The organism is Floricoccus tropicus, from assembly GCF_001832905.1.
In the GTDB taxonomy this organism is placed as follows: domain Bacteria; phylum Bacillota; class Bacilli; order Lactobacillales; family Streptococcaceae; genus Floricoccus; species Floricoccus tropicus.
This window is the reverse complement of the sequence record NZ_MKIR01000012.1, coordinates 178,109-200,865: the sequence shown is the minus strand read 5'-3', so window position 1 is coordinate 200,865 and position 22,757 is coordinate 178,109. Positions and strand designations below refer to the sequence as shown.

Sequence of the window (22,757 nt, the reverse complement as noted above, 5' to 3'; positions counted from 1 at the left end):
TCTTTTACAGATTAGAATATTTTCTGTTATCATAGTATTATGAATGAAAACGCAAAAAAACTATTAAAATTTTCAATACCGGCAATCCTGGAAAATGTTCTTCAAACAACTGTGGGCTTCGTTGATGCATTTTTGATTGCTAAAATATCACTTTTGGCTGTTAGTGCCGTATCAATGGCAAATGGTGTCTTAGCTGTATATCAAGCCGTATGTATTGCTCTTGCCGTGGCCGTCTCGACTATTATCTCTAATTACTTAGGCGCAAAAGATATGAAGACTGTAAGTAGTAAGTCTGCTGCAAGTTTAAAACTTTCTTTGATCCTAGGAATTATCTTAGGTTTATTTTCAATATTTTTGGCAAAACCGATTTTCCAGTTAATGGGGGCAAGTGGTGAGGTTCTTGAAGCAACCCTTCCCTTCTTCCAAATAGTTGCTGGTGCATCGATATTAATGATACTCTTATCTGTATTTGGTGGGCTTGTCAGATCAACTGGTGATAGCAGAAGCCCGCTTTATATTAATCTTGTAGTAAATATACTAAATTTTCTTTTTGATTTGGTCTTGATTTTTGGGTTACTTGGATTTCCTAAATTAGGCATTGTAGGTTCTGCAATAGGAACATGCTTAGCCAGACTTATTGGTGTTATCTTTTTATTCCTAAGGGTACAAAGAACTCCTGCCAGAATAAAAAAAGAATATCTCTTTGGGAAAACACCTATGAAAGATTTGGTTTTTCGAGCTATTCCCATTATGGGAGAACGTCTAACCATGAGAATGGGGGACTTGGTAATTTTTGCAATTATTATCGCTTATGGTAGTCAAGTGTTCGCTGGAAATTCAATTGGTGAAACAATAACTGCTTATAACTATTTAGCTGGAATGGGAATGGCAACAGGTGTAGCTATTATGGTTGCTCGCGAATATGGGCAAAAAAACATTGCGGATATTAAGTCTATTACAAAAGCGGGACATATAATAAGTGGTATTCTATCTACTATCATTGGGGGAGTAATATTCTTTGCAGGACCCTATATAACTGGTCTTTTTACGACTGACGCTGTTGCAGCCCAAGCAGCTATGGTTGTTCTCTTAGTATCATTTATTTCTGAGCCAATTGTCTCAGGGGTTCTTATATACACTGCTAGTTTACAAGCAATGGGTGATGCAAAAACTCCGTTTATTGCAACAAGTATTGGAATGTGGATTATTAGAATCGCCTTGGCTTATGTACTTGGGACAGTGTTTAATATGCAGATATTAGGAGTATGGCTAGCAACTTTAATTGATAATGTATTTAGATTTATTGTACTAAAAATTGTTTATAGTAAAAAAGTTAATACCCAGTAAAAATAAAAAGGCCTATTAAGGCTTTTTATTGTGGATTTTAGATAATGTAAATAATATATTGGATATAAATTTAATTCATAAAATTTTATTATTATTCAATAATTTTGCAATCACTTATATTTCTGATATAATACAATTGGATATTGATAGATGTCAAAGGAGCGAGATATGAATAAAAAAATTAAAGTATTATTATTATGCTTACTAGTTTCCCTATTTCTTCCCTTTAAGGCTTGGCCAAACGAATTAACATATAAGACTGAAAATAAAAATTTTTTCCAAGTAGCTATTTTTCGAGAAAATGCCATAAAACTTTCCACAATTATGTTGATTATTCTTATTTTAATCTTGCTTCCCACATTAAAAAAATATAGAATTCTTTTTCTAACCGCAGTTTTCACGACATTTATTTGCTTTATGGCAATCCAAACACTATTTGAAGGATTGCCTTATCTTTTTACAAATACTTATTTCAAGATCGGATTCTTTATAGTACCTATTTTGGTTGTATGGACATACATAGAAATTATGCGAGAAGATTTGAAGTCAATAAAATTTGAATAATGTAGAAGGCAAATTACTGCCTTTTTTTCTCGAAAAATATCATTGAATTACTATTTCAGTAGGTCTTTTACTAATGAATAAAGCTATATTTTGTGTTAAAATTGAAACATGAATAATGCAGAATTGAGAATAAAAGAATTAGTAAAACTTTTAAATAAATATGCCCATGAATACTATACTTTAGATAACCCAAGTGTTGAAGATGCTGAGTATGACAAATTGTATCGTGAGTTAGTTGAACTTGAAGAGAAGAATCCAGAATTAGTTCAAAATGATTCTCCAAGCCATAGAACTGGCGATTTAGTACTTTCTAAATTTGAGAAATATCAACATCAATATCAATTATATAGTCTTCAAGATGCTTTTTCGCGTGAAGAGATTGAAGAATTTGATGCTCGAGTAAGAAAAGTAATCCCAAATCCTGAGTACATATGCGAATTGAAGATTGATGGACTTTCTTTATCATTAGTTTATGAAAACGGAGTACTTATTACTGCAGCAACTCGTGGTGACGGAAGTATCGGTGAAAATATTACTGAGCAGGTCAAAAGAATTAAGGATGTTCCATTGGTTTTACCACAAGAAATTGATATAACTGTTCGTGGTGAAGCATACATGCCTAGAAAATCCTTTGATAAGCTAAATATTGAGCGTGAACTTGATGGTGAAGCACCTTTTGCTAACCCAAGAAATGCAGCTGCTGGAACACTTAGACAGCTTGATACTAAAGTTGTTGCAAAGAGAAACCTAGCAACTTTCTTATATCAGGAAGCAAGCCCAGCAACACATGATACACAAGAAAAGGTTCTTGAATATTTTGAGGAACTTGGTTTTGTAGTTAATCAAGATCGTATTTTTGCACGTTCAATTGATGAAATTTGGTCATTTATTGATAAGGTAGCTGATATGCGTGGAAAACTTCCTTACGATATTGATGGAGTAGTAATTAAAGTAAATAGTTTAGCCCAACAAGAGGAACTTGGTTTTACAGTCAAAGCTCCAAAATGGGCAATTGCCTATAAATTTCCAGCAGAACTTGCTGAAACAGAAATTCTAAGCGTCGACTGGACAGTAGGACGTACTGGAGTAGTAACTCCGACTGCAAATATGATTCCAGTAACACTTGCGCAAACAACCGTAAGTCGCGCGACTCTCCACAATGTTGACTACATTAATGAAAAAGATATTCGAGTTGGTGATCTTGTAATTATTTACAAGGCGGGAGACATTATACCAGCAGTTCAAAGGGTGCTTTTCGACAAGAGAGAAACTCGAGAAACTCATCCGATTGAAGTCCCAACTAATTGTCCGATTTGTGATTCTGAACTTGTACATTTAGAAGAGGAAGTGGCTCTTCGCTGTATAAATCCAATGTGCCCTGCACAAATCAAGGAAGGCTTAGCACACTTTGCCAGCCGCGCAGCTATGAATATAGTAGGGCTTGGTCCATCAGTAATCAACCAATTATTTGATTCTGGTCTTGTAAAAGATGTAGCTGATTTATACAAACTATCAGTAGATGACTTGATGACCTTGGACAAGGTCAAGGAAAAATCTGCAACTAATATCTATCAAGCGATTCAAAATTCCAAAGCTAATTCAGTTGAAAAATTGATTTTTGGTCTGGGAATTCGCCATGTAGGAGCAAAAGCAGCTAAAATCTTAGCTGAATATTTTGGTAATCTAAATGCGTTAAGTCGTGCAAATGTAGAAGAGATGTCAGAAATTCCATCAATTGGCCATGTTATTGCTACATCAATTGCCACATACTTTGATAACGAGCAAGTACAGGATTTGTTGAAAGAGTTGGAAACAGCAGGTCTCAACTTTGAGTATTTAGGCGCTAGACCACAAACAGATAGTATCTTATCAGGAAAAACTGTTGTTTTAACTGGTAAACTTGAACAATTTACTCGTACCCAAGCTAAAGAAAAACTTGAAGCATTAGGTGCTAACGTCAGTGGAAGTGTATCGAAAAAGACAGATATTTTAGTTGCTGGGGCTGATGCTGGTAGCAAGCTTGCTAAGGCACAGGAGCTAGGAATTGAAATTTGGTCAGAAGATGACCTTGCAAAAATATAAAATAGTGAATAGGTAAAAAAACTCATGAAAAAAGCAAGATTAATTTATAATCCAACAAGTGGTAAAGAATTGATGAAGGATAATATTGCGGATATTTTGGATATTTTAGAAGGTTTTGGATATGAAACAAGTGCATTTTCAACAAAACCTGAAGAAAAATCAGCACAAATTGAAGCGCATCGTGCTGCTCTTGCTGGCTTTGATTTAATTATTGCAGCAGGTGGAGACGGTACAATAAACGAAGTGGTAAATGGGATTGCTCCATTAAAGAAACGTCCTAAAATGGCTATTATCCCTGCAGGGACAACAAATGATTTTGCACGTGCTCTCAAAATTCCAAGAAATAATCCTATCGCTGCAGCTCGTGTTATTGGTAAAAAGCAAACTCTTAAAATGGATATCGGTCAAAAAAATGATGATACATATTTTATGAATATTGCTGCAGGTGGTACTCTAACAGAACTTACTTATAGTGTTCCAAGTCAATTGAAGACAGTTTTTGGCTATCTAGCATATTTGACTAAAGGTGCAGAGTTGTTGCCACAAATTAAGATGGTACCAGTTAGAATGACACATGATAATGGAGTATTTGAAGGTGAAATATCAATGTTCTTTGCTGCTCTTACAAATTCTGTAGGTGGCTTTGAACAAATTGCACCTGATGCAAAACTTGACGATGGTCTTTTCACTCTTATCATGGTTAAGACTGCTAATCTTTTTGAACTTGTGCATTTAATCGGACTTGTAGTTAATGGTGGTAAGCATCTAGAGGATGATAGAGTTGAATATATCAAAACAAGTGAGATTAACTTAGAAGTCCTTTCAAATGATAGAATGATGATAAACCTTGATGGAGAATATGGTGGAGATGCACCAGTTAAATTAGTTAATCTACATAATCATATTGAAATGTTTGCTAATTTAGATAAGATCTCTGATGATAGTTACCTTGGAGACGAGAATGAACTTGCAAGAGAAGCAGTTGCAAGTAAATTTATCAAAGCAACTGAAGGTTTAAATGATTAGTCATTCAGACTAAAGTATTAGTATTTTATAAATCAAAAATGTTATAATATACTAATAAAGATATGGTAAGGAGAATAAGATGTTTAGAAGCCAATTTATTCCATATTTATTAATCACAATGATTGAAGCTTGGTGTTTTGCCGATTCATTATTTAGAGGATATCTTTTCTTTACAGCACTTTGGGGATTTTTCCTATTTGATAGACTAAGAAAAAGTTATTTATTGGATAAGGCAGTTAAAAAAGCTGGATTAGTATAAGATAAATTAAATATATAAAAAAAGATTGCTAGAATTTTTTCTAGCAGTCTTTTTAATGTTGTCCACGGATTTTTTTTCGTGTTTTATAGGCAAGTTCACTTGCTGAGAATAATAATTTGTTAACTGGAATATCAAACTCTCCAATGCCTTCTTCAATTGTGGGATTATAGTTTTTTTTGAAATTTAAGAGTCCGTCGCTTTCTGATAGGGAATTTTCAAGACCTCCCATGTTTACCTCAGTAGCTCCAACTTCATCCTCAAATGCTTTTTGTGTAGAAGCCAGCCAAGATAAATATGATGGATAGAATCTAGTAAAATAAGTATCAGTCCCTGCATATAATGTCTCTGCAGTTTTACCAAATACTACGGTTAATGCACCAGCTATTGGTATCAAGTCTTGAGAATATGATTCTTTTATATCTTGAGCATCGGACACTTTTTTTTGAGCATTTAATATATCAGTTTCAAGTTTTTTTAATCTTTTTTCAGCAGTAGAAGTATTATTTTCACTTGCTGCAAGTGCTTTTTTAAGATCATTGTGAGCAAGTTCCAATTGTTCTTTTATATTTAAGTAGACAATAGTTATATATGCATCATCATATGTTGAAAGGAGTTTACTATAATATTCTCCATTTCTAAGATTAACACCTTTTCTATCTTCAGTTTTTTGCATCAAAATAGCAAAATCGTTTACTAATTCTTGCTTACCAAACTTAACTTCTGTGTTACTTTTTCGAACCTTTTTAATTTTTCTAGCAAAATTCTTTGATTTCTTTATAAGATCATTTTCGGAAAAGTCTTCTTTATAAAGCATTGCATTGAATCTTGGTTGAATTGTTTCAGACATATCGGTTGTGAGTCCTGACCACTTAGCTCCAGCACTTTCTATATTTTTAATAATTGTATTAGCATCTGAATTTAGTTTTTTTTCTTCACCGAGTTTAAATGAATAATATGAAATCATTGGATCAATTTTTACAAACAATGCTTTTTTTGTTTTTCCATATTTTTTCAAAGAATCTATTACAAAGTTCACTAAATCTTTATCAGTATAGTCCATAATTGGTCCACGAGGTACATAAATCATTGTAAATCCAAGTGGAAGATCCCTAATTAAAAGATTAGCAGTCGCAACCAATTTATCATTATCATAAAACCCAATACGCTCATTTCCCCAGTTATCTTTAATTTGAGCCCAAGAACTTGATTGAAGTAGGTTTACTAAATTTGATGATTTGACAAAATTATCATGATCTTCTTTACTAATTCCGATTTTATAGGTGTACATTATTATCTCCAAGTATATTTATTTATCTAATTTTATATGATTAGGATTTTCAAATGTAATTCTAATCATTTCTTCAAACATAATAGTAAGTTCTTCAGTTGAATATTTTCTTAAGCCTGAAAGAGAAGATGCAACTAATCCGTTAGTGATTATCCAGCTCTTCATATGAATGTTTTCAATAAAATCATTACTAACATCACTATATTCAGGGTATTTTTTTATCATTTCATAGTAGTTCTCTAAATCATCAAGAAATACTTTTCTATTATTTGAAGTACCCTCAATGAACATTGCTAAATAGAGCTTTGGATTCTTTTCACCAAAACGTACAAACGCAATAGAGTCATTGATAATAGGGTTCTCATTATATTTCTTTTTTAATTCTTTGTCAAAAATGTTGTTATAGATGAAGTCAACAATTTCCTCTTTATAATCAGCCATATTCTTAAAACAATTATAGATCGGTTGGGTCGAAATACCGAACTCGTTAGCAACTTTTCTTGAACTGATATTTTTAAACCCATATTTTTGAACAAAGTTAACACCATATTTTAGAAGCATTTCTTTTGTAATTACTTGTGGTCTTGCCATTTCTTATTTTTCCTCTAGAACATATGTTTTAATTGCATGAGAAACGCCATCTTCATTATTTGATTTAGTAATGTACTTTGCTAATTTCTTTATTTCAGGATTTCCATTTTCCATTACTACAGGATTTCCAACTACTTCAAGCATTGAACGATCATTTTCTTCGTCACCGATTGCCATTGTTTCTTCAACCTTGATTCCTAATTTATCAGCTAAATGCATTACAGCATTTCCCTTACTGGCTTTTTTATTAAGTATTTCTAAATAAAAAGGTGCACTCTTAACAATTGTATATTTTTCATAAAATTCTTTGTCAAGTTTTTCAATCGCTGAATCAAGAATTTGAGGTTCATCAATATACATCATTTTTACGAATTCAAGATCACCCATTTCTTCGGCAGTTCGATAGTAAAGTGGCATATTAACAAGGAAAGATTCATGAACGCTGTATCGTCCGATATTCCTGTTTGCAGTATATATTCCTGAAGAAGTTATTGCGTGCATATGTACAGCAATTCTACGTGATTCAGTTTCAATTTCAAGAAAATCTTCTTTAGACAGAGGCTCACGAATGAATTCTTCACCAGTATCTGTAGCTTGGACCAATGCACCATTATAAGTGATAACATAGTCTCCCTCTTCTCGTAGATTAAGCTGATCTAAAATATCCTTAACACCAGGTAAAGGTCGACCAGTTGTAATCACAATTTTTACACCAGCTTTCTTTGCATCTTGAATGGCATTTTTAACATTTTCAGTAATTTCTCTTTTATCGTTCAATAAAGTTCCATCAATATCAATGGCAACAAGTTTGATCATGGTTTAAAAGTCTCATTTCTAATATATTTTTCAAATTCCTTTTTCTCATGTGAGAATAAAGTATTATCTGCAGTAATTTCTTTGGGGTAGTAAAATCGATTATCACCGTGAGTTGTACCTGCTAAAGCAGAAACAATTGTTGAGAGCTCCGAAAGTTCATTCATACTTCCATCCTTTTGCAGAATCTCAATTTGTGTGCGTGGTTTTTCCGAATTTGGTCGATAAAAATCATATGGTAGATCAAAATTTGAGTTGACCATAGTATAATAGTTGGGATCAAAGCCACATTGAGCGACAATATCTCGCAAAAGAAATAGTTTGTCTTCGTCTTTTTTATCAAATTTAACAGATTTCAATAACTTTCTATTAATGAAAGAAGTAGATAAGTCTGCAAGAGTTTTATCACTATGTGACATCCAGTTTTGAAAATATGTATTCATAACTCCATCATCAAGTGCCAAATAGTCAAAAAGATCACTTGAACCATCAAAAAATGGTATTAATCTAGGAGAAGTCAGTTTGAAGTAAGTTGGATCTTGTTCATAAAGAAATTTAGCCCTTTTTAGCAATTGTTTCAGTATTACTTCCATAGCACGACTTGCTGGATGAAAGTATACCTGCATGTACATTTGATAACGACTTACTATATAGTCCTCCACAGCATGCATTCCTTGAACTTTAAAGGCAATCCCATTTTCAACAGGAATTATTACACGTAAAATTCTGGTCAAATCAAATTGTCCATAAATTACGCCAGTATAATAAGCGTCTCTTAATAGATAGTCCATTCTATCTGCGTCAATCTGACTTGAAATTAATTGGACAACTTGCTGATTCGGGTAATCATGCGTTATGACACTAGCTACTTTTTCTGGAAAATCAGGTGATACACGACGTAGAATAGCATTTATCTCTGTTCTTGGATCGGTAATTATTTCAACTGTAATTGCTTCATGATCAGTATCAAAGAGCATCTCAAAAGTATGTGAATATGCCCCATGTCCAACATCATGAAGAAGAGCAGCACACCAAGTTACTAAATTTTCACTATCATCCCATTTATCAGGATATTTTTCTGTAAAAATTTCCGTTATTTCTTTGGCAATATAGTAAACACCTAAACAATGTGAAAAACGGCTATGTTCTGCACCGTGAAAAGTGAAACTACTAGTACCTAACTGTTTTATTCTCCTTAAACGCTGAAATTCAGCACTATTAATTAAGTCATAAATAATCTCGTTGTCAACATGGATATAATTATGAACTGGATCGCGGAAAACTTTTTCAATTTTTTCAGTCATATTTAAACTCTCCTTTTTACATTATACGAAAATTTTTTATAAAAAGACACCATAATAATAAAATAAGAAGACAGTGTTTCTTATTTTTAAACAAGTAGAATTAGAGTTTTTTATTAAAAAAAGATGAATAATTATTGTGAAATTTTAAATTGATAAGTTTTTTTATGAACTTGGTTTATGGTATAATTAAGCTACGCGTTTAAAAATGTAAAATTAAAAGAAAGGAAAATCATGAGTAATAAATATGAACGTAGTGTAGTGTTGTCTTGGTATGAAACTATGTTGCGAATCAGGGACTTTGAAAATGTTCTTGATGATTATAATAAGGCTGGTAAGCTATATGGAACAACGCACTTGTATAACGGACAAGAAGCGGTTGCTACAGGCATTTGTTCCCAATTATCAGACAAAGATTTTATACTTTCTACTCACAGGAATCACGGTCATGCTATAGCCAAAGGAACAGATACATATAAGATGTATGCTGAAATTTTCGGTAGAAAAACAGGAACTAATTGTGGCCGTGGTGGTAGTATGCACATCAGCGATTATAGTATTGGAAATATGGGTGGAAATGGAATTGTTGGAGGGAACTTCCCCATTGCCTTAGGACTTGCGAAAGCCATTCAAATGGACGATAAGGAAAATATCGTGGTATGTTTCTCTGGTGATGGTGCTACAAATGAAGGTACTTTTCATGAGACTATGAATATTGCAAGTATTTGGCATTTGCCTATAGCTTTTGTAATTGAAAACAACCAGTATGCCATGTCTAGTGATGCAAGTAAGATGATTTCAGGAACGATAGCTGAGCGTGCTCAAGCATATAATATGAAGAGTTACCGTATCGATGGACAAAGTGTTATGGCAGTTGCTGACGCTTTTAAAGACATAAAAGAAGACCTGAAAGATGGGCCTGTTTTAATTGAAGCAATGACTTATCGCTTCCGCGGTCATTCAAGAAGTGATGCAGAAAAATATCGTTCAAAGGAAGAATTTTTGAAATACGAAGATCCCATTTTGAACCTTCGAAAAATTCTCTTGAGTGAATATGATTTTTCATTGGATGAACTAGCGCTTTTAGATGAAAAAATTTATCAAGAGATGATTACAGATGCTGAAAAGGCTTGGAATGACGATTTAGCTGTGATTGATATTGATAAGTTAGAAGAGGAAGTTTATGCAAAGTAGAAAATTAACATATTTGCAAGCTGTAAATGAATCTCTTCATCAAATTCTTGATGCAATTCCTGAATCATATCTTTTGGGTGAAGATGTAGGAGCATATGGTGGCGGGTTCGGAGCTACAGCTGGAATCATTGAAAAATATCCAGAACGAGTTCTTGAAACGCCCATTAGTGAAGCAGCTATTACGGGGATTGCGACAGGTTCGGCCATCCTAGGCAAAAGACCAATTCTTGAAATCCAGTTTTCTGATTTCTTAACTGTTGCTATTGATCAACTTGTTAATGAAGCAGCTAAAATTCATTTTTTAAGCAATGGTAAAGAGTCGGTACCTATGGTTCTTCGAACTGCGAGTGGAAGTGGGACAGGTGCAGGACCACAACATTCTCAATCATTAGAAAATTGGCTTGCCCATATTCCAGGATTGATAGTAGCAATGCCAAGCAATGCTTATGATGCAAAAGGTATTATGCTTTCTGCTGTTAAAAATAATAATCCGGTAATTGTTTTTGAACCAAAATCACTTTATAAAATAGAGTCTGATATTAATATCCCTGAAGAAATGTATGAAGTTCCTCTGGGACAAGCAAGAGTTGTAAAAGAAGGTAATGATTTAACTATTATCGCTTTAGGTAGGATGGTTAATATAGCAAAAAATATTGATACTTCTTATAGCATTGAAATTGTTGATCCCATAACTATTAATCCTCTGGACGTTGAAACTTTGCTTGATTCAGCTAATAAAACTAGTCGTGTATTGATTCTGACAGAGAGTGTTGAAAAATCAGGTATTTCAGCTGAAATATTAAGTCGCCTTATTGAAGGGGGATTCAGTGGTAAGATAAAACGTCTTGGTTCTAAGTTTTCACCAATTGCTGCCGCTCAATCTATAGAAGAGAAATTAATTCCAACTGATGATGAGATATTAGAGGCCATAGAAGGTTTGATGCATGAAAATTAAGATAAAAAATATTGTCCTTGCTGATGGTGAGGAAGAGGTTATTGAACAGATTCATGATGGTCAAGTGGTCGAAAAAAATGGTTGGATTTATTTGACCTATGTTGATGAAGAAGGTTTTAAAAATGTAATTAAACTTAATGATGAAAGTTTAATGCTTACTAGATTTGCTGAGCAAAATACTAAGATGAACTTTATTTTAGGACAGGCAGAGGCTACTATAATGACTCCAGTTGGTGTACAGTTTTTAACTACGGATACTAGTAGATTTGAGAAAAATGGAAATCATGTAAAAATTGATTATAGTTTAAATCAAAATAATTTTAAATTTGCAGATTATAAGCTTGAAATTGGATTTGACTTATGATAGAATAACAACGTTGACTTTGTGATACCTTCATGAAGTGCAACCGCACGAAGTGATGTTTAAGTAATAAATTGATATTTATTCACATCCTGAGGCGAGTCTGACTAAAGGGTTAATGCCCTTATATAAAAATCTAATAAGGAGGAATCACAATGACTTATGCAATCGTAAAAACTGGTGGAAAACAAGTTAAAGTTGAAGTTGGTCAAGCAATCTACGTTGAAAAATTAGACGTTGAAGCTGGGAGCGAAGTAACTTTTAATGAAGTTGTTCTTGTTGGTGGTGAAAAAACTACTGTTGGAACTCCATTCGTATCAGGTGCTACTGTAGTTGGTGAAGTTGAAAAACATGGTAAACAAAAGAAAGTTGTAACTTTCAAATACAAACCTAAAAAACATTCTCACCGTAAACAAGGACACCGTCAACCTTATACAAAAGTTGTAATCAAAGCTATCAATGCTTAATTACCTCTTGGTATGATTAAAGTTGAAATCAATAAGAAACAAGGAAAAATTGTTTCTTACGAGATATCTGGTCACGCCATGAGTGGTGATTTTGGTCATGATATTGTCTGTTCTGCTGTGTCTGTGCTTGGTATAACAACTTGTAATGGTATTGAAAATCTTACAGACGTACAACCGCTCTATGAGATGGAAGATGGCTACTTATATATTGAAATGCCTACTGATATAGACGAAGAACAGGATAAAGTTGCTCAGATTCTTTTACAAAACTTTGAGTTTGCGATAAAGGATGTAATAGCTGAGTATGGTGAATTTGTAAAATTCGCTTAAAAAATCTAATAGGAGGAATTCAAAATGTTGAAATTAAATCTTCAATTATTCGCCCATAAAAAAGGTGGAGGTTCTACATCAAACGGACGTGATTCTGAATCAAAACGCCTTGGTGCTAAAGCCGCTGATGGACAAACTGTAACTGGTGGTTCAATTCTTTACCGTCAACGTGGAACTCATATCCATCCAGGAGCTAACGTTGGTCGTGGTGGAGATGATACTTTGTTTGCTAAAATCGAAGGTGTTGTTCGTTTCGAACGTAAAGGCCGCGATAAAAAACAAGTTTCTGTATATCCAGTAGCTAAAAAAGCTTAATTAAAAATATAAGGAATGTTGGTTTCGACCAATGTTCTTTTTTATATATTGAGCAATTACGATATAGTAAATAACATTTATATATAGATACATATAAAAAGCGTGAATGTTTTAATAACATTCACACTCATTAACAATTATATTAAAAGTTATCTAGTTACCCATAATTCTTTTAGGTATACGGTTTTTTATTAGAATACCTAAATAACCTGCAGCTGCGGCTTTTATTAATCCTGGAATAATAAAAGGAGTGAATCCAGCAGCAAAACCTTTTGTCCAAGATAAGTCTAAATTATATTTAAGCCATATTGTACCGAAGAATAAGGTAACGAAAGAGCCGATTATATTTGCAATAATTGCCCATAGATAATCTGATTTTGTTTTATCTATAATTATCCCCGTAGATAGAGCATTAAATATAAATCCGATTAAGAAACCACCTGTTGGTCCTAATAATGCTCCAAAACCTGATGAGCCACCAGCAAATACAGGAACTCCAATCATTCCCATAATCAAATAAATACATACAGCAACTGTTCCGTTTCTAGTTCCTAAAATAGTAACAACTAACCCTACTGCAAATGTTTGTAATGTTAATGGGATAGTACCAAGTGGAATTGTAAATTGTGATAGAATTCCGATTAGAGCTGCAAAAATTGCACTTAGCGCTAAATCTCGAGTTGTTTTATTCATATATGTCCTCCTTGAATTGACAACTACAATTTTAACATAAAGTTAACTATTATGGGGGATAATTTATATTTATTGTTGTATTGGTATAATAATTATCAAATACGAGGAGATTTATTATGAAAAAAATAATATTAACCAGAATCTATGACAAGGATTTTCCTTCTGGGTTTAGAATTCTTTGTGACCGAATTTGGCCGCGTGGAATGTCTAAAGAAAGGGCAAATCTTGATTATTGGGCTAAAGATATTGCTCCTTCAAATGACTTACGAAAATGGTTTAATCACGAACCAGAAAAATTTGCTGAGTTTTCTAGTTTATATTTGGACGAACTTTCAAAAAATCCTAAAAGTAATGAGTTTGTCAATTTTGTAAGAGAAATCTTGAAGAAAGAAGATGTGCTTTTATTAATCGGTGCAAGAGATAGACAACATAATCATGGATTAGTACTAGAAGACTTTTTAAACAAGAGGCTTGCACAAAGTGATTAATTATAATATAATCTTGTTTATGCGATGAGTCGATTCGTGATTATTATAATCACGTCGAAGCAGTGGATATCTAGGGCATAGCCCGTCAAGGATTGATGAGATATTGGTAAGTTGTGTGAACCTTCTTACCACGGATGAAAGTTTGCCACATAAGACCTAATCTTTTGGTTAGGTCTTTTTTTGTACTTCTTTTTAGAAAGTGCTATATTTCTTTTGTGGAGGTATATTTATAAATGGTGAGATACAGAGTAGCAGCTATGGAGGATACTGAACGACTTGCAGACCTAACTTCTAGAGCATTTGAGTTTTGTCCCTTATTTTATAATGGATTAAAGGCTAGTTTTAACAGCCATGATGATTATTACATTTACATAAAAAAATTATTTAAAGTGCTAGTTACAAGTTATGTAAGGAATTCATGTGGTGTAGTTGGAACTATCAATGATAAAATTGTATCTATGGCTTTGATTATTGAACCAGAATCTAAAGATATAGGGATATTTGACTATCTTAAATCTGGAGGCAAGTCACTTTTACCTAGTTTTATTAGTAGACCTCTTTTATCTTTACTAATAAGTATAGATGATGGTCTAAAGCCCTGTGAAACAAAAAGGAATGAGTATACATGGCATTTAGAAATGCTTGCTGTTGATATTGAAATGCAAGGTGAAGGATTAGGTAGTCATATGATGGAAAACTGTATTTTTCCAATGGTAATTAAAAATGGTGCCAAAAATATGACTTTAGTAACAAATGAAGATAAAAATACAACTTTTTATAAAAAATTAGGATTTAAAGAATTCAATCGTTCAATATTAAAACAAAAATATGGAGAAACTGGTAATTGGTCATTTATTAAAAATTTTGAGTAACAATTTTTGTGTTAGGAAAGTCTCTCGGGACTTTTTTTTTGTTAACAAAAGTAGTATAATGGTGAAAATTTAGAATTTTCCAAATGGAAATAAAAAAAGGAGTTTATATGTCAAAATCTTATACAGTTGCAGTCGTTGGTGCCACAGGTGCCGTAGGAACTCAAATGATAAAAATGCTTGAAGAATCAACTATCCTACCTATTAAGAAGGTTAAGTTGCTTTCAAGTATCCGCTCTGCTGGTAAGGTATTGCAATATAAGGGACAAGATGTTGTTGTTGAAGAGTTGACTGAGGACTCATTTGGAGACGTTGATATCGCCCTCTTCTCAGCTGGTGGTAGTGTTTCAGCTAAGTATGCACCATATGCTGTTAAGTCAGGAGCAGTCGTAGTTGACAATACTAGTCATTTCCGTATGAATGAAAATGCACCATTGGTTGTTCCAGAGGTAAATGCTCATGCACTTGATTCACATAAAGGAATCATTGCCTGTCCAAACTGCTCAACTATTCAAATGATGGTAGCTTTAGAACCAATACGTAGAGATTATGGACTTAAACGTATTATTGTGTCTACTTATCAGGCTGTATCAGGTGCGGGAGCAAAAGCAATACAAGAAACTATGGATCAATTAGGTCAAGTAGTAAATGACGGTGTTAATCCTGCTGATTTGAAGGCTGAAATTTTACCATGTTCAGGTGATAAGAAACACTATCCTATTGCCTTTAATGCACTTCCACAAATTGATGTTTTCACTGACAATGATTATACATATGAAGAAATGAAAATGACTAATGAAACTAAGAAAATCATGGAAGATGCTTCAATTCAGGTTTCAGCAACTTGTGTACGTATTCCAGTAATTACAGGACATTCAGAATCAGTATATATAGAAACTGAAAAAGTCGCTGATATTGAGGATGTTAAAGAAGCAATTGGATCTTTCCCTGGAGCAGTATTAGAAGATGATACTAATAATCAAATTTACCCACAAGCAGTCAATGCAGCTGGTAAAAAAGAAACATTTGTAGGTCGTTTGAGAAAAGATTTAGATGTTGAAAATGGTATCCATATGTGGGTCGTTTCAGATAACCTTCTTAAAGGAGCTGCATGGAATTCAGTTCAAATCGCTGAAACATTATATGAACGTGATCTAGTTAGAGCAACCGAAGAGTTAGTATTTGACCTTATTTAAAGGCAAGGAGATATTATGACAGTTAATCCATTAAAAGACGCTAAAATTATTACAGCATTAGTAACTCCGTTTAAAGAAAATGGAGATATTAATTTTGAAGCATTACCTAAATTGATTGAACATTTGATTGATCATCATACTGAAGGATTAATTCTCGCAGGTACAACAGGTGAAAGCCCAACGCTAACACATGATGAAGAGTTAGAACTTTTTGCAGCTGTACAAAAAATTGTTGATGGAAGAATTCCATTAATTGCAGGTGTCGGAACAAATGATACTCGTGATTCAGTTAACTTTGTTAAGGAAGTTGATAATTTTGGTGGATTCGCTGCTGGACTTGCTGTTGTTCCTTACTATAATAAACCAAGCCAAGAAGGTCTATTTCAACATTTCACAGCAATAGCTGATTCAAGTGATTTACCAATTATTCTTTATAATGTACCAGGACGTACTGTAGCTAGCCTTGGTGTTGCTACAAGTTTACGTCTTGCTAAGCATCCAAATATCATTGCAATTAAAGAATGTACAGGTGTTGAAAACCTTACTGAATTAATTGAAGGAGCTCCAGAAGATTTCTTAGTCTATACAGGTGAGGATGGGCTAGCCTTCCATGCCAAAGCTTTAGGGGCACAAGGTGTTATATCTGTTGCATCACATGTAGCAGGTGATGATTTCTACAAAATTTTTGAAAATATTGATAGAGGATATATTGCCGAGTCAGCAGCGATTCAAAGAAAATTACTTCCAAAAGTAAATGCTCTGTTCTCATTGCCTAGCCCTGCTCCGGTGAAAGCAGTATTGAATCATCAAGGATTTAATGTCGGTCCACTTCGTTTACCACTTGTTGCTGCAACAAGTGAAGAAGCTAAGAAAATTATTGATATTGTTGAAAGATAAAAAGGCTTGTCTCTTGTGAGACAGCCTTTTTAGTCAATATTTACTAGGTGTAAGGGGAGTTTATTATCAGATAATCCTTTTAACTTTAATAACTCTTTAGGTTGTAAAGAATCAATTTCATTCATATCAATCCAGAATAATGTTTGATTATTTTCCTCATTAGGCTGGTATTCTGATTTGTAATCAATTTCGACTTTATAGACGAATAAATACTCATGATAGGGAACTTTAAGATTAAAAAGATTTTCAATTACAGCCATAAACTTTGCTGATTTAGGTTTTTCGCCAATTTCTTCATATACTTCTCTTTTTACAGCTTCTTGGCTGGTTTCTCCAAACTTTATCCTTCCACCAGGAAGAGATATCACTCCATCAAAGAATTTACATACTAAAAGTTTTCCATCATGTTCTATCCAGGCAGCAGTTCGAACATTCACTTTTCCATCATCAGTTAATATAGTTAAGTCATTAGTCATATGAATCCTCCTTTTCTTTTTATTAATATATCATATTTTTGAAATATATTGTTGATAGCTGTCAAAATTGAAATTTTTAGTGATTAATGGTATACTTTGGAAAGTGTATCAATCGGTAGTAACTGGTGGCAGTTACTTGTAAAAGCTAAGTATTACTACTTGGATAAAATAAATAATTGGAGAAAAATAAATGAGTGATATAAAAATAATTCCCTTAGGTGGAGTACGCGAATTTGGGAAAAATATGTATGCAGTTGAAGTTGATGAATCAATTTTTGTACTTGATGCTGGGTTGAAATATCCAGAGACAGAGATGCTTGGTGTTGATTTTGTAATCCCACAAACAACTTACCTTGCTGAAAATGCTGAACGTGTTGCTGGTATTTTCCTAACACATGGACATCCTGACTCAATAGGTGGTTTACCTTACCTATTAGCAGATGTTAATGTTCCAGTATTTGCTAGTGAATTAACTGTTGAGCTTGCGAAACTTAATGTAAAAGATTACGAAGCAACGAAAAAATTCAATGACTTTCATATTGTAAATGAAAAAACTGAAATTGATTTTGGTGGAGTAAATATCTCTTTCTTCAGTACAACTCATACTATTCCAGATAGTCTTGGTATTGTAATTGGAACAAAAGAAGGAAATATTGTTTACACTGGTGACTTCAAATTTGATCCAGCAGTAACTCAAGGATATAAAACAAATCTTGGTCGTTTGGCAGAAATTGGAAGTCAAGGTGTTCTTGCCCTCCTAAGTGATTCAGCAAATGCTTTATCAACAGAACAATCAGCAAGTGAAAATGAAGTTGCTGAAAAAATTTATGACGTGATATCTGACTGGGAAGGTAGAGTTATTGTTGCCAGCGTTGCAGGTAACCTTGCTCGTATCCAACAAACTATTGATGCTGCTGCTCGCGCTGGCCGTGCTGTTGCTTTAACTGGTCATGATATGGATCAAATTGTTGAAACTGCTCGTCGTCTAGGTAAATTAACTGTTGATGATGGAATGATTGTTCCCCTTAAAAATATTAAAAACTATGCTGATGATGAAATTCTTATTTTAGAAGCTGGTAGAATGGGTGAGCCAATTAGAGCAGTTGCAGATATGGCAACAGGTCGTAATAAACAGGTGAAAATCAAAGAAGGCGATCTAGTATTTGCCGTAACAAGTCCTACAGTTTCGATGGAAACTTTTGTAGCTAAGACTGAAAATATAGTATATAAAGCTGGTGGAATTATGAAATTATTAGCTGCTGAAATTAAAGTTTCAGGACATGCTAATGTGCGTGATTTGCAAACAATGATTGACATCATGCAGCCTAAAAATCTAATTCCAGTTCAAGGTGAATATCGTGAGCTAGAAGCACATGCAGAGTGTGCAATGGAAGTCGGTATTAAACCAGAAAATATTTTCATTGAAAAACGAGGCGATATTCTTTCATATGAGGATGGTGTATTTGTTCCAGCGGGCGCAGTTACAGCAGATAATATAATGATTGATGGTAGTGGTGTTGGTGATATCGGAAGTATTGTACTTCGAGATAGAAAGATTCTTTCAGAAGATGGTATTTTCATTGCTGTAATTACTATCAGTAAGAAGGATAAAAAGATTATCAGTCGTGCTAAAGTACACACAAGAGGTTTTGTATATGTGAAACAAAGCCGTGATTTAATAAAAGATAGTGCAAACTTAGTAAATGAAACTGTAAGTAATTATCTAAAAAAAGATGAATTTGATTGGACTGAAATTAAACAAGAAATCAGAGATGCATTAGGTAAATATTTATATGAGCAAACTAAGAGACGTCCAGTTATCTTACCAGTAGTAATGGAAGTTCGTTCAGAAGAAAATCTTAAAAATAATCGTAAGAAAAAAGCAAAGAAAAAAGCGCAAGCCAACGAAGAAGAGTAATTGTTTTCGTAATAAAACTTATTGATGATAAAATTAAAAAATTGTGCTATAATTTATTTTATCTATTGAAAAAATTTCAGGAGAAGCTATGTATAACGCACTTGTAACAATTTTACTTATATTATCAGTGATTATTATTATTTCAATTATTATGCAACCATCAAAGCAAGATCCAGCAGCTAGTGCATTTTCTGGTGGTGGTGAACAATTATTTGAAAGAAGAAAAGCACGTGGTTTTGAAGCAGTAATGCAAAGATTTACAGCAGTAATGGTAGCCGTTTGGTTAGCTGTTGGTTTTGCATTGGTAATACTATCAAGTAAGTAAATAATTTAAGCTGAGCTGGGATTTCCCAGCTTTTTTGAAATGTAAATTCCTAGTCTGTTTTGACTAGAAAAAACAAATAAAATTAAAGAAATAAATTAAGAGAAGGAAATGAATATTAGAAATAAAATAAAAGATTATCTGTTTAATTCCCCTAATAAATCAATTAGCATTCAAGATTTGGCTAAAGATTTAGAGCTAGATAAGGCAGAAGACTTCAAAGAATTTATAGGCGTAATTGCCTTAATGGAGTCACAACATGAAATAGAATTTAATGATTTAGGTGAAGTTAGCTTATTTAAAAAATTAGAAGTAAGTAAGAAAACAGGAATTGAAGGTGTTTTTCACGCCAATGCAAATGGGTTTGGTTTTGTAACTATTGCAGCTGATGAACCTGACGTTTTTATACCACGTGGTAATACAAATTTTGCCCTTGATCAAGATAAGGTAAGTCTTCAAATTATCAAACCTGCAAATCCTTTAACTGGAACATCTGCTGAAGCAAAAGTTATTGATGTAGTTGAGCGTAACTTGAAGCACATGGTAGGTCAATTTGTTGCTTTTACTAAAGAGCAAGAAGAAGAGAGCGATTTAATTGGATATATAATCAGTAAAAATAAAAAAGTTCCATATAATGTCTATCTTAGTCCAAAAGGATTATGTCCTGAAAATGGACAAATAGTCAAAGTGGAAATTACTCATTATATTGAAAAAGAGTTCCCAGATTCAATGCAAGGTCTTGTTATTGAAATTATTGGTAATCAAGACGATAAGGGAATTGATGTATTGGAAGTACTTGAGAGTATGGATATTCGTTCTGCTTTCCCTCAAGAAGTGATTAACGAAGCCAATGCAGTATCTGATATGGTTGAACCAAGTGATTTCATGGGAAGAGTTGATTATCGTGATCAAATCATCTTCACAATTGATGGTGAAGATGCTAAAGATTTAGATGATGCTGTTCATATAAATATATTACCAAATGGTAATTTTGAACTTGGAGTCCATATTGCAGATGTTTCTCATTATGTGACAAATGGTTCGGCACTTGATAAAGAAGCTTATGAACGTGGAACAAGTGTTTATGTAACTGACCGTGTAGTTCCTATGCTACCAGAGAGACTATCAAATGGAATCTGTTCTCTAAATCCACAAGTTGACCGTCTAACTCAATCATGTGTTATGGAAATAGACCATCAAGGTAAGGTAGTTGATTATCAGATTTCTCAATCAGTTATTAAAACAGCTGAACGTATGACTTACACTGATGTTAATAAAATGATTAATGCAGATGTTGAAACGCTTGAAAGATATGCAGATATCGCTCAAAGCGTAGAACATATGAAAGATCTTCATGAAATACTAGTTAAAATGAGACATGATCGTGGTTCAATTGACTTTGATACAGAAGAAGCAAAAATCATTGTTGATTCAAATGGTAAGCCAGTTAATATTGTTAAACGTAATCGTGGTGTAGCTGAAAAACTCATCGAATCATTTATGTTAATTGCTAATGAAACTGTCGCAAGTTTCTTCCAAGATGCCGAGTTACCATTTATCTATCGTATACATGAACATCCAAAAGCAGATAAACTAGCAAGGTTTATTGATTTTGCCTCAGCTTTTGGAGTACCAATTAAGGGTACAGCCCAAAAAATGAGTCAAAAAGACTTGCAAAACTTTATGCTTAAAATTAAAGGTAAGCCAGGTGATGCAGTTCTTTCAACTATGCTTCTTCGTTCTATGCAACAAGCTAGATATGATGACAAGAATGAAGGACACTATGGTCTGGCAGCTGAAAACTATACACACTTTACTAGTCCAATCCGTCGTTATCCTGACTTAATCGTTCATAGATTAATCAGAGAAATGGCTCATCCAGACAAGAAGACTGTAGACTACTGGGCAGAAAAAATTCCAGAAATTGCTAAACATTCAAGTGAGATGGAACGCCGAGCGGTTGATGCTGAGCGTGAAGTTGAGAAGATGAAAAAAGCAGAATATATGGAACAGTTTGTTGGACAGGACTTTACTGGAGTTATCTCATCAGTCACAACATTTGGATTCTTTGTTGAGTTACCAAATACCATTGAAGGTTTGGTCCATATCAAGACTCTTGACGGAGAATATTTCAATTATCTAGAAAGAACCATGACTTTACAAGGTGAAAAAACTGGTCTTACTTTCAAAGTGGGTCAAGAGGTTAAGGTTAATTTGGTTCGATCTGATAGACAGACAGGGGACATTGATTTTATCCATATACCTAGCGAACTTGATCTAGTCGAGAAAAAAAGCAAATCTAAGCCAAATTCAAGACGACCTAAGGACAAGGATGCTAAACGTGGTGATTCAAAGGGTCGTGATAGAAAATCTTCCGACAAGAAAAATGAGAAGAAACCTTTTTATAAAAAAGTAGCTAAAAATAGTCAGAAAGGTGGAAAGAGAAGTGGCAAAGGGTCAAGGAAACGTGGTCGCTCAAAATAGAAAAGCGAGCCATGACTATGAAATCGTAGAAACTTTTGAAGCTGGAATCGTATTGACGGGGACAGAGATTAAAAGTGTCCGTGCAGCTCGTATAAATCTTAAGGATGGATTTGCTCGTATTCGTAATGGAGAAGCATGGCTTTCAAATGTCCATATTTCACCATATGATGAAGGGAACATTTATAATGTAGACCCAGTTCGAGCACGCAAACTTTTACTACATAGAAAACAAATTGACAAAATAGATTCAGAACTTTCAACAAACGGAATGACCTTCATTCCTTTGAGAGTATATCTGAAAGACGGTTATGCCAAAGTTTTAATGGGACTTGCCAAAGGTAAGAAAAATTATGACAAGCGTGAAACTATTAAACGCAAAGAACAAAACCGTGAAATAGCAAGACAACTGAAAAATTACAATAGATAACCTCCAATTTTGGAGGTTTTTTCTTATATAGTTGATTAAAATAGAAATAAGACAAGGCGACGAATTGATGATAGAACTAGTGTTCATCGAGATG

General features: G+C 33.6%; 25 protein-coding genes and 1 other annotated feature. Of the genes, 19 read left to right on the top strand and 6 right to left on the bottom strand.

Annotation, left to right across the window (positions count from 1 at the left end; translation table 11 throughout):
* Positions 1 to 39: 39 nt before the first annotated feature.
* The 5 genes from BG261_RS04605 (at position 40) to BG261_RS04585 (ending at position 5,278) form a co-directional block, all read left to right on the top strand.
* The gene (locus BG261_RS04605) at positions 40 to 1,347 is read left to right on the top strand and encodes an MATE family efflux transporter (RefSeq protein WP_070791987.1); all 1,308 of its coding nucleotides are present in this window, start codon (positions 40 to 42) and stop codon (positions 1,345 to 1,347) included.
* Between the two features lie 168 nt (positions 1,348 to 1,515).
* Positions 1,516 to 1,911 (top strand): hypothetical protein, encoded by a 396-nt coding sequence (locus BG261_RS04600; RefSeq protein ID WP_070791986.1) that lies wholly within the window; start codon positions 1,516 to 1,518, stop codon positions 1,909 to 1,911.
* Positions 1,912 to 2,019: 108 nt separating this feature from the next.
* Positions 2,020 to 3,993: an NAD-dependent DNA ligase LigA gene (gene ligA, locus BG261_RS04595; protein WP_070791985.1), complete on the top strand. Its 1,974-nt coding sequence runs from the start codon at positions 2,020 to 2,022 to the stop codon at positions 3,991 to 3,993.
* A 24-nt stretch (positions 3,994 to 4,017) separates the two neighbouring features.
* A complete protein-coding gene (locus BG261_RS04590; protein WP_070791984.1) occupies positions 4,018 to 5,019 on the top strand; it encodes a diacylglycerol kinase in 1,002 nt (333 codons plus the stop codon).
* A gap of 79 nt (positions 5,020 to 5,098) precedes the next feature.
* Complete coding sequence (locus BG261_RS04585) at positions 5,099 to 5,278, top strand: DUF3272 family protein (RefSeq protein WP_070791983.1); 180 nt, start codon at positions 5,099 to 5,101, stop codon at positions 5,276 to 5,278.
* A gap of 52 nt (positions 5,279 to 5,330) precedes the next feature.
* Here BG261_RS04585 and BG261_RS04580 read toward each other — a convergent pair whose 3' ends face one another.
* From BG261_RS04580 to BG261_RS04565, 4 genes are read right to left on the bottom strand one after another with little or no spacing between them, the layout of a single operon-like run.
* Positions 5,331 to 6,566, bottom strand: a complete 1,236-nt coding sequence (locus tag BG261_RS04580; RefSeq protein ID WP_070791982.1) for an aminoacyltransferase — start codon at positions 6,564 to 6,566, stop codon at positions 5,331 to 5,333.
* An 18-nt stretch (positions 6,567 to 6,584) separates the two neighbouring features.
* Entirely contained in the window at positions 6,585 to 7,157 is a 573-nt protein-coding gene (locus tag BG261_RS04575) for a TetR/AcrR family transcriptional regulator (RefSeq protein WP_070791981.1), read from the bottom strand.
* A 3-nt stretch (positions 7,158 to 7,160) separates the two neighbouring features.
* The gene (gene yidA / locus BG261_RS04570; protein ID WP_070791980.1) at positions 7,161 to 7,973 is read right to left on the bottom strand and encodes a sugar-phosphatase; all 813 of its coding nucleotides are present in this window, start codon (positions 7,971 to 7,973) and stop codon (positions 7,161 to 7,163) included.
* Positions 7,970 to 9,274, bottom strand: coding sequence for an HD domain-containing protein (locus tag BG261_RS04565; RefSeq protein ID WP_070791979.1), 1,305 nt, complete (start codon positions 9,272 to 9,274; stop codon positions 7,970 to 7,972). The genes yidA and BG261_RS04565 overlap by 4 nt, the downstream gene beginning before the upstream one ends.
* 231 nt (positions 9,275 to 9,505) lie before the next feature.
* On the opposite strand from BG261_RS04565, the gene BG261_RS04560 reads away from it, so the two are divergent.
* From BG261_RS04560 to rpmA, 6 genes are all read left to right on the top strand, one after another.
* Entirely contained in the window at positions 9,506 to 10,465 is a 960-nt protein-coding gene (locus BG261_RS04560; protein ID WP_070791978.1) for a thiamine pyrophosphate-dependent dehydrogenase E1 component subunit alpha, read from the top strand.
* Complete coding sequence (locus BG261_RS04555; RefSeq protein ID WP_070791977.1) at positions 10,455 to 11,420, top strand: alpha-ketoacid dehydrogenase subunit beta; 966 nt, start codon at positions 10,455 to 10,457, stop codon at positions 11,418 to 11,420. The genes BG261_RS04560 and BG261_RS04555 overlap by 11 nt, the downstream gene beginning before the upstream one ends.
* Positions 11,410 to 11,784 (top strand): YwiB family protein, encoded by a 375-nt coding sequence (locus tag BG261_RS04550; RefSeq protein WP_070791976.1) that lies wholly within the window; start codon positions 11,410 to 11,412, stop codon positions 11,782 to 11,784. Before BG261_RS04555 ends, BG261_RS04550 begins: the two co-directional genes overlap by 11 nt.
* A 31-nt stretch (positions 11,785 to 11,815) precedes the next feature.
* Positions 11,816 to 11,896, top strand: a sequence feature (ribosomal protein L21 leader region).
* A gap of 40 nt (positions 11,897 to 11,936) precedes the next feature.
* A complete protein-coding gene (gene rplU / locus BG261_RS04545) occupies positions 11,937 to 12,248 on the top strand; it encodes a 50S ribosomal protein L21 (protein WP_070787212.1) in 312 nt (103 codons plus the stop codon).
* A 12-nt stretch (positions 12,249 to 12,260) separates the two neighbouring features.
* Entirely contained in the window at positions 12,261 to 12,578 is a 318-nt protein-coding gene (locus BG261_RS04540; RefSeq protein WP_070791975.1) for a ribosomal-processing cysteine protease Prp, read from the top strand.
* A gap of 24 nt (positions 12,579 to 12,602) precedes the next feature.
* Entirely contained in the window at positions 12,603 to 12,893 is a 291-nt protein-coding gene (gene rpmA / locus BG261_RS04535; protein ID WP_070787210.1) for a 50S ribosomal protein L27, read from the top strand.
* 153 nt (positions 12,894 to 13,046) lie between these two features.
* Here the strand turns inward: rpmA and BG261_RS04530 are convergent, their stop codons facing one another.
* A complete protein-coding gene (locus BG261_RS04530; RefSeq protein WP_070791974.1) occupies positions 13,047 to 13,586 on the bottom strand; it encodes a biotin transporter BioY in 540 nt (179 codons plus the stop codon).
* Positions 13,587 to 13,702: 116 nt separating this feature from the next.
* Here BG261_RS04530 and BG261_RS04525 point away from each other — a divergent pair, with 116 nt between their 5' ends.
* The 4 genes from BG261_RS04525 to dapA all read left to right on the top strand — a co-directional run bounded on the left by BG261_RS04525 (position 13,703) and on the right by dapA (position 17,036).
* Entirely contained in the window at positions 13,703 to 14,074 is a 372-nt protein-coding gene (locus BG261_RS04525; RefSeq protein ID WP_070791973.1) for a DUF488 domain-containing protein, read from the top strand.
* Positions 14,075 to 14,307: 233 nt separating this feature from the next.
* The gene (locus BG261_RS04520; RefSeq protein WP_070791972.1) at positions 14,308 to 14,946 is read left to right on the top strand and encodes a GNAT family N-acetyltransferase; all 639 of its coding nucleotides are present in this window, start codon (positions 14,308 to 14,310) and stop codon (positions 14,944 to 14,946) included.
* 107 nt (positions 14,947 to 15,053) lie between these two features.
* Positions 15,054 to 16,139, top strand: coding sequence for an aspartate-semialdehyde dehydrogenase (locus BG261_RS04515; RefSeq protein WP_070791971.1), 1,086 nt, complete (start codon positions 15,054 to 15,056; stop codon positions 16,137 to 16,139).
* A gap of 15 nt (positions 16,140 to 16,154) precedes the next feature.
* The gene (gene dapA, locus BG261_RS04510) at positions 16,155 to 17,036 is read left to right on the top strand and encodes a 4-hydroxy-tetrahydrodipicolinate synthase (RefSeq protein WP_070791970.1); all 882 of its coding nucleotides are present in this window, start codon (positions 16,155 to 16,157) and stop codon (positions 17,034 to 17,036) included.
* 29 nt (positions 17,037 to 17,065) lie between these two features.
* Here the strand turns inward: dapA and BG261_RS04505 are convergent, their stop codons facing one another.
* Positions 17,066 to 17,512, bottom strand: a complete 447-nt coding sequence (locus BG261_RS04505) for an NUDIX hydrolase (protein ID WP_070791969.1) — start codon at positions 17,510 to 17,512, stop codon at positions 17,066 to 17,068.
* A gap of 190 nt (positions 17,513 to 17,702) precedes the next feature.
* On the opposite strand from BG261_RS04505, the gene BG261_RS04500 reads away from it, so the two are divergent.
* The 4 genes from BG261_RS04500 (at position 17,703) to smpB (ending at position 22,663) form a co-directional block, all read left to right on the top strand.
* Positions 17,703 to 19,430 carry a ribonuclease J gene (locus tag BG261_RS04500; RefSeq protein WP_070791968.1) on the top strand — a complete coding sequence of 576 codons (1,728 nt, stop codon included), beginning with the start codon at positions 17,703 to 17,705 and terminating at the stop codon, positions 19,428 to 19,430.
* An 88-nt stretch (positions 19,431 to 19,518) separates the two neighbouring features.
* The gene (gene secG, locus BG261_RS04495; protein ID WP_070791967.1) at positions 19,519 to 19,755 is read left to right on the top strand and encodes a preprotein translocase subunit SecG; all 237 of its coding nucleotides are present in this window, start codon (positions 19,519 to 19,521) and stop codon (positions 19,753 to 19,755) included.
* Positions 19,756 to 19,869: 114 nt separating this feature from the next.
* On the top strand, positions 19,870 to 22,236 hold the full coding sequence (gene rnr, locus BG261_RS04490; RefSeq protein ID WP_414653944.1) for a ribonuclease R: 2,367 nt from the start codon (positions 19,870 to 19,872) through the stop codon (positions 22,234 to 22,236).
* The gene (gene smpB, locus BG261_RS04485; protein WP_070791965.1) at positions 22,199 to 22,663 is read left to right on the top strand and encodes an SsrA-binding protein SmpB; all 465 of its coding nucleotides are present in this window, start codon (positions 22,199 to 22,201) and stop codon (positions 22,661 to 22,663) included. Before rnr ends, smpB begins: the two co-directional genes overlap by 38 nt.
* Positions 22,664 to 22,757 lie beyond the last annotated feature (94 nt).

What these genes read in the sequence shown, in the direction of transcription:
- BG261_RS04565 (WP_070791979.1), bottom strand. Translation starts at nt 9,274, where the DNA reads ATGACTGAAAAAATTGAAAAAGTTTTCCGCGATCCAGTTCATAATTAT.
- rpmA (WP_070787210.1), top strand. Translation starts at nt 12,603, where the DNA reads ATGTTGAAATTAAATCTTCAATTATTCGCCCATAAAAAAGGTGGAGGT.
- rplU (WP_070787212.1), top strand. Translation starts at nt 11,937, where the DNA reads ATGACTTATGCAATCGTAAAAACTGGTGGAAAACAAGTTAAAGTTGAA.
- BG261_RS04500 (WP_070791968.1), top strand. Translation starts at nt 17,703, where the DNA reads ATGAGTGATATAAAAATAATTCCCTTAGGTGGAGTACGCGAATTTGGG.
- BG261_RS04590 (WP_070791984.1), top strand. Translation starts at nt 4,018, where the DNA reads ATGAAAAAAGCAAGATTAATTTATAATCCAACAAGTGGTAAAGAATTG.
- ligA (WP_070791985.1), top strand. Translation starts at nt 2,020, where the DNA reads ATGAATAATGCAGAATTGAGAATAAAAGAATTAGTAAAACTTTTAAAT.
- BG261_RS04585 (WP_070791983.1), top strand. Translation starts at nt 5,099, where the DNA reads ATGTTTAGAAGCCAATTTATTCCATATTTATTAATCACAATGATTGAA.
- BG261_RS04580 (WP_070791982.1), bottom strand. Translation starts at nt 6,566, where the DNA reads ATGTACACCTATAAAATCGGAATTAGTAAAGAAGATCATGATAATTTT.
- BG261_RS04605 (WP_070791987.1), top strand. Translation starts at nt 40, where the DNA reads ATGAATGAAAACGCAAAAAAACTATTAAAATTTTCAATACCGGCAATC.
- dapA (WP_070791970.1), top strand. Translation starts at nt 16,155, where the DNA reads ATGACAGTTAATCCATTAAAAGACGCTAAAATTATTACAGCATTAGTA.
- BG261_RS04550 (WP_070791976.1), top strand. Translation starts at nt 11,410, where the DNA reads ATGAAAATTAAGATAAAAAATATTGTCCTTGCTGATGGTGAGGAAGAG.
- BG261_RS04600 (WP_070791986.1), top strand. Translation starts at nt 1,516, where the DNA reads ATGAATAAAAAAATTAAAGTATTATTATTATGCTTACTAGTTTCCCTA.
- yidA (WP_070791980.1), bottom strand. Translation starts at nt 7,973, where the DNA reads ATGATCAAACTTGTTGCCATTGATATTGATGGAACTTTATTGAACGAT.
- BG261_RS04505 (WP_070791969.1), bottom strand. Translation starts at nt 17,512, where the DNA reads ATGACTAATGACTTAACTATATTAACTGATGATGGAAAAGTGAATGTT.
- BG261_RS04525 (WP_070791973.1), top strand. Translation starts at nt 13,703, where the DNA reads ATGAAAAAAATAATATTAACCAGAATCTATGACAAGGATTTTCCTTCT.
- BG261_RS04530 (WP_070791974.1), bottom strand. Translation starts at nt 13,586, where the DNA reads ATGAATAAAACAACTCGAGATTTAGCGCTAAGTGCAATTTTTGCAGCT.
- secG (WP_070791967.1), top strand. Translation starts at nt 19,519, where the DNA reads ATGTATAACGCACTTGTAACAATTTTACTTATATTATCAGTGATTATT.
- BG261_RS04515 (WP_070791971.1), top strand. Translation starts at nt 15,054, where the DNA reads ATGTCAAAATCTTATACAGTTGCAGTCGTTGGTGCCACAGGTGCCGTA.
- BG261_RS04575 (WP_070791981.1), bottom strand. Translation starts at nt 7,157, where the DNA reads ATGGCAAGACCACAAGTAATTACAAAAGAAATGCTTCTAAAATATGGT.
- BG261_RS04560 (WP_070791978.1), top strand. Translation starts at nt 9,506, where the DNA reads ATGAGTAATAAATATGAACGTAGTGTAGTGTTGTCTTGGTATGAAACT.
- BG261_RS04520 (WP_070791972.1), top strand. Translation starts at nt 14,308, where the DNA reads ATGGTGAGATACAGAGTAGCAGCTATGGAGGATACTGAACGACTTGCA.
- BG261_RS04555 (WP_070791977.1), top strand. Translation starts at nt 10,455, where the DNA reads ATGCAAAGTAGAAAATTAACATATTTGCAAGCTGTAAATGAATCTCTT.
- BG261_RS04540 (WP_070791975.1), top strand. Translation starts at nt 12,261, where the DNA reads ATGATTAAAGTTGAAATCAATAAGAAACAAGGAAAAATTGTTTCTTAC.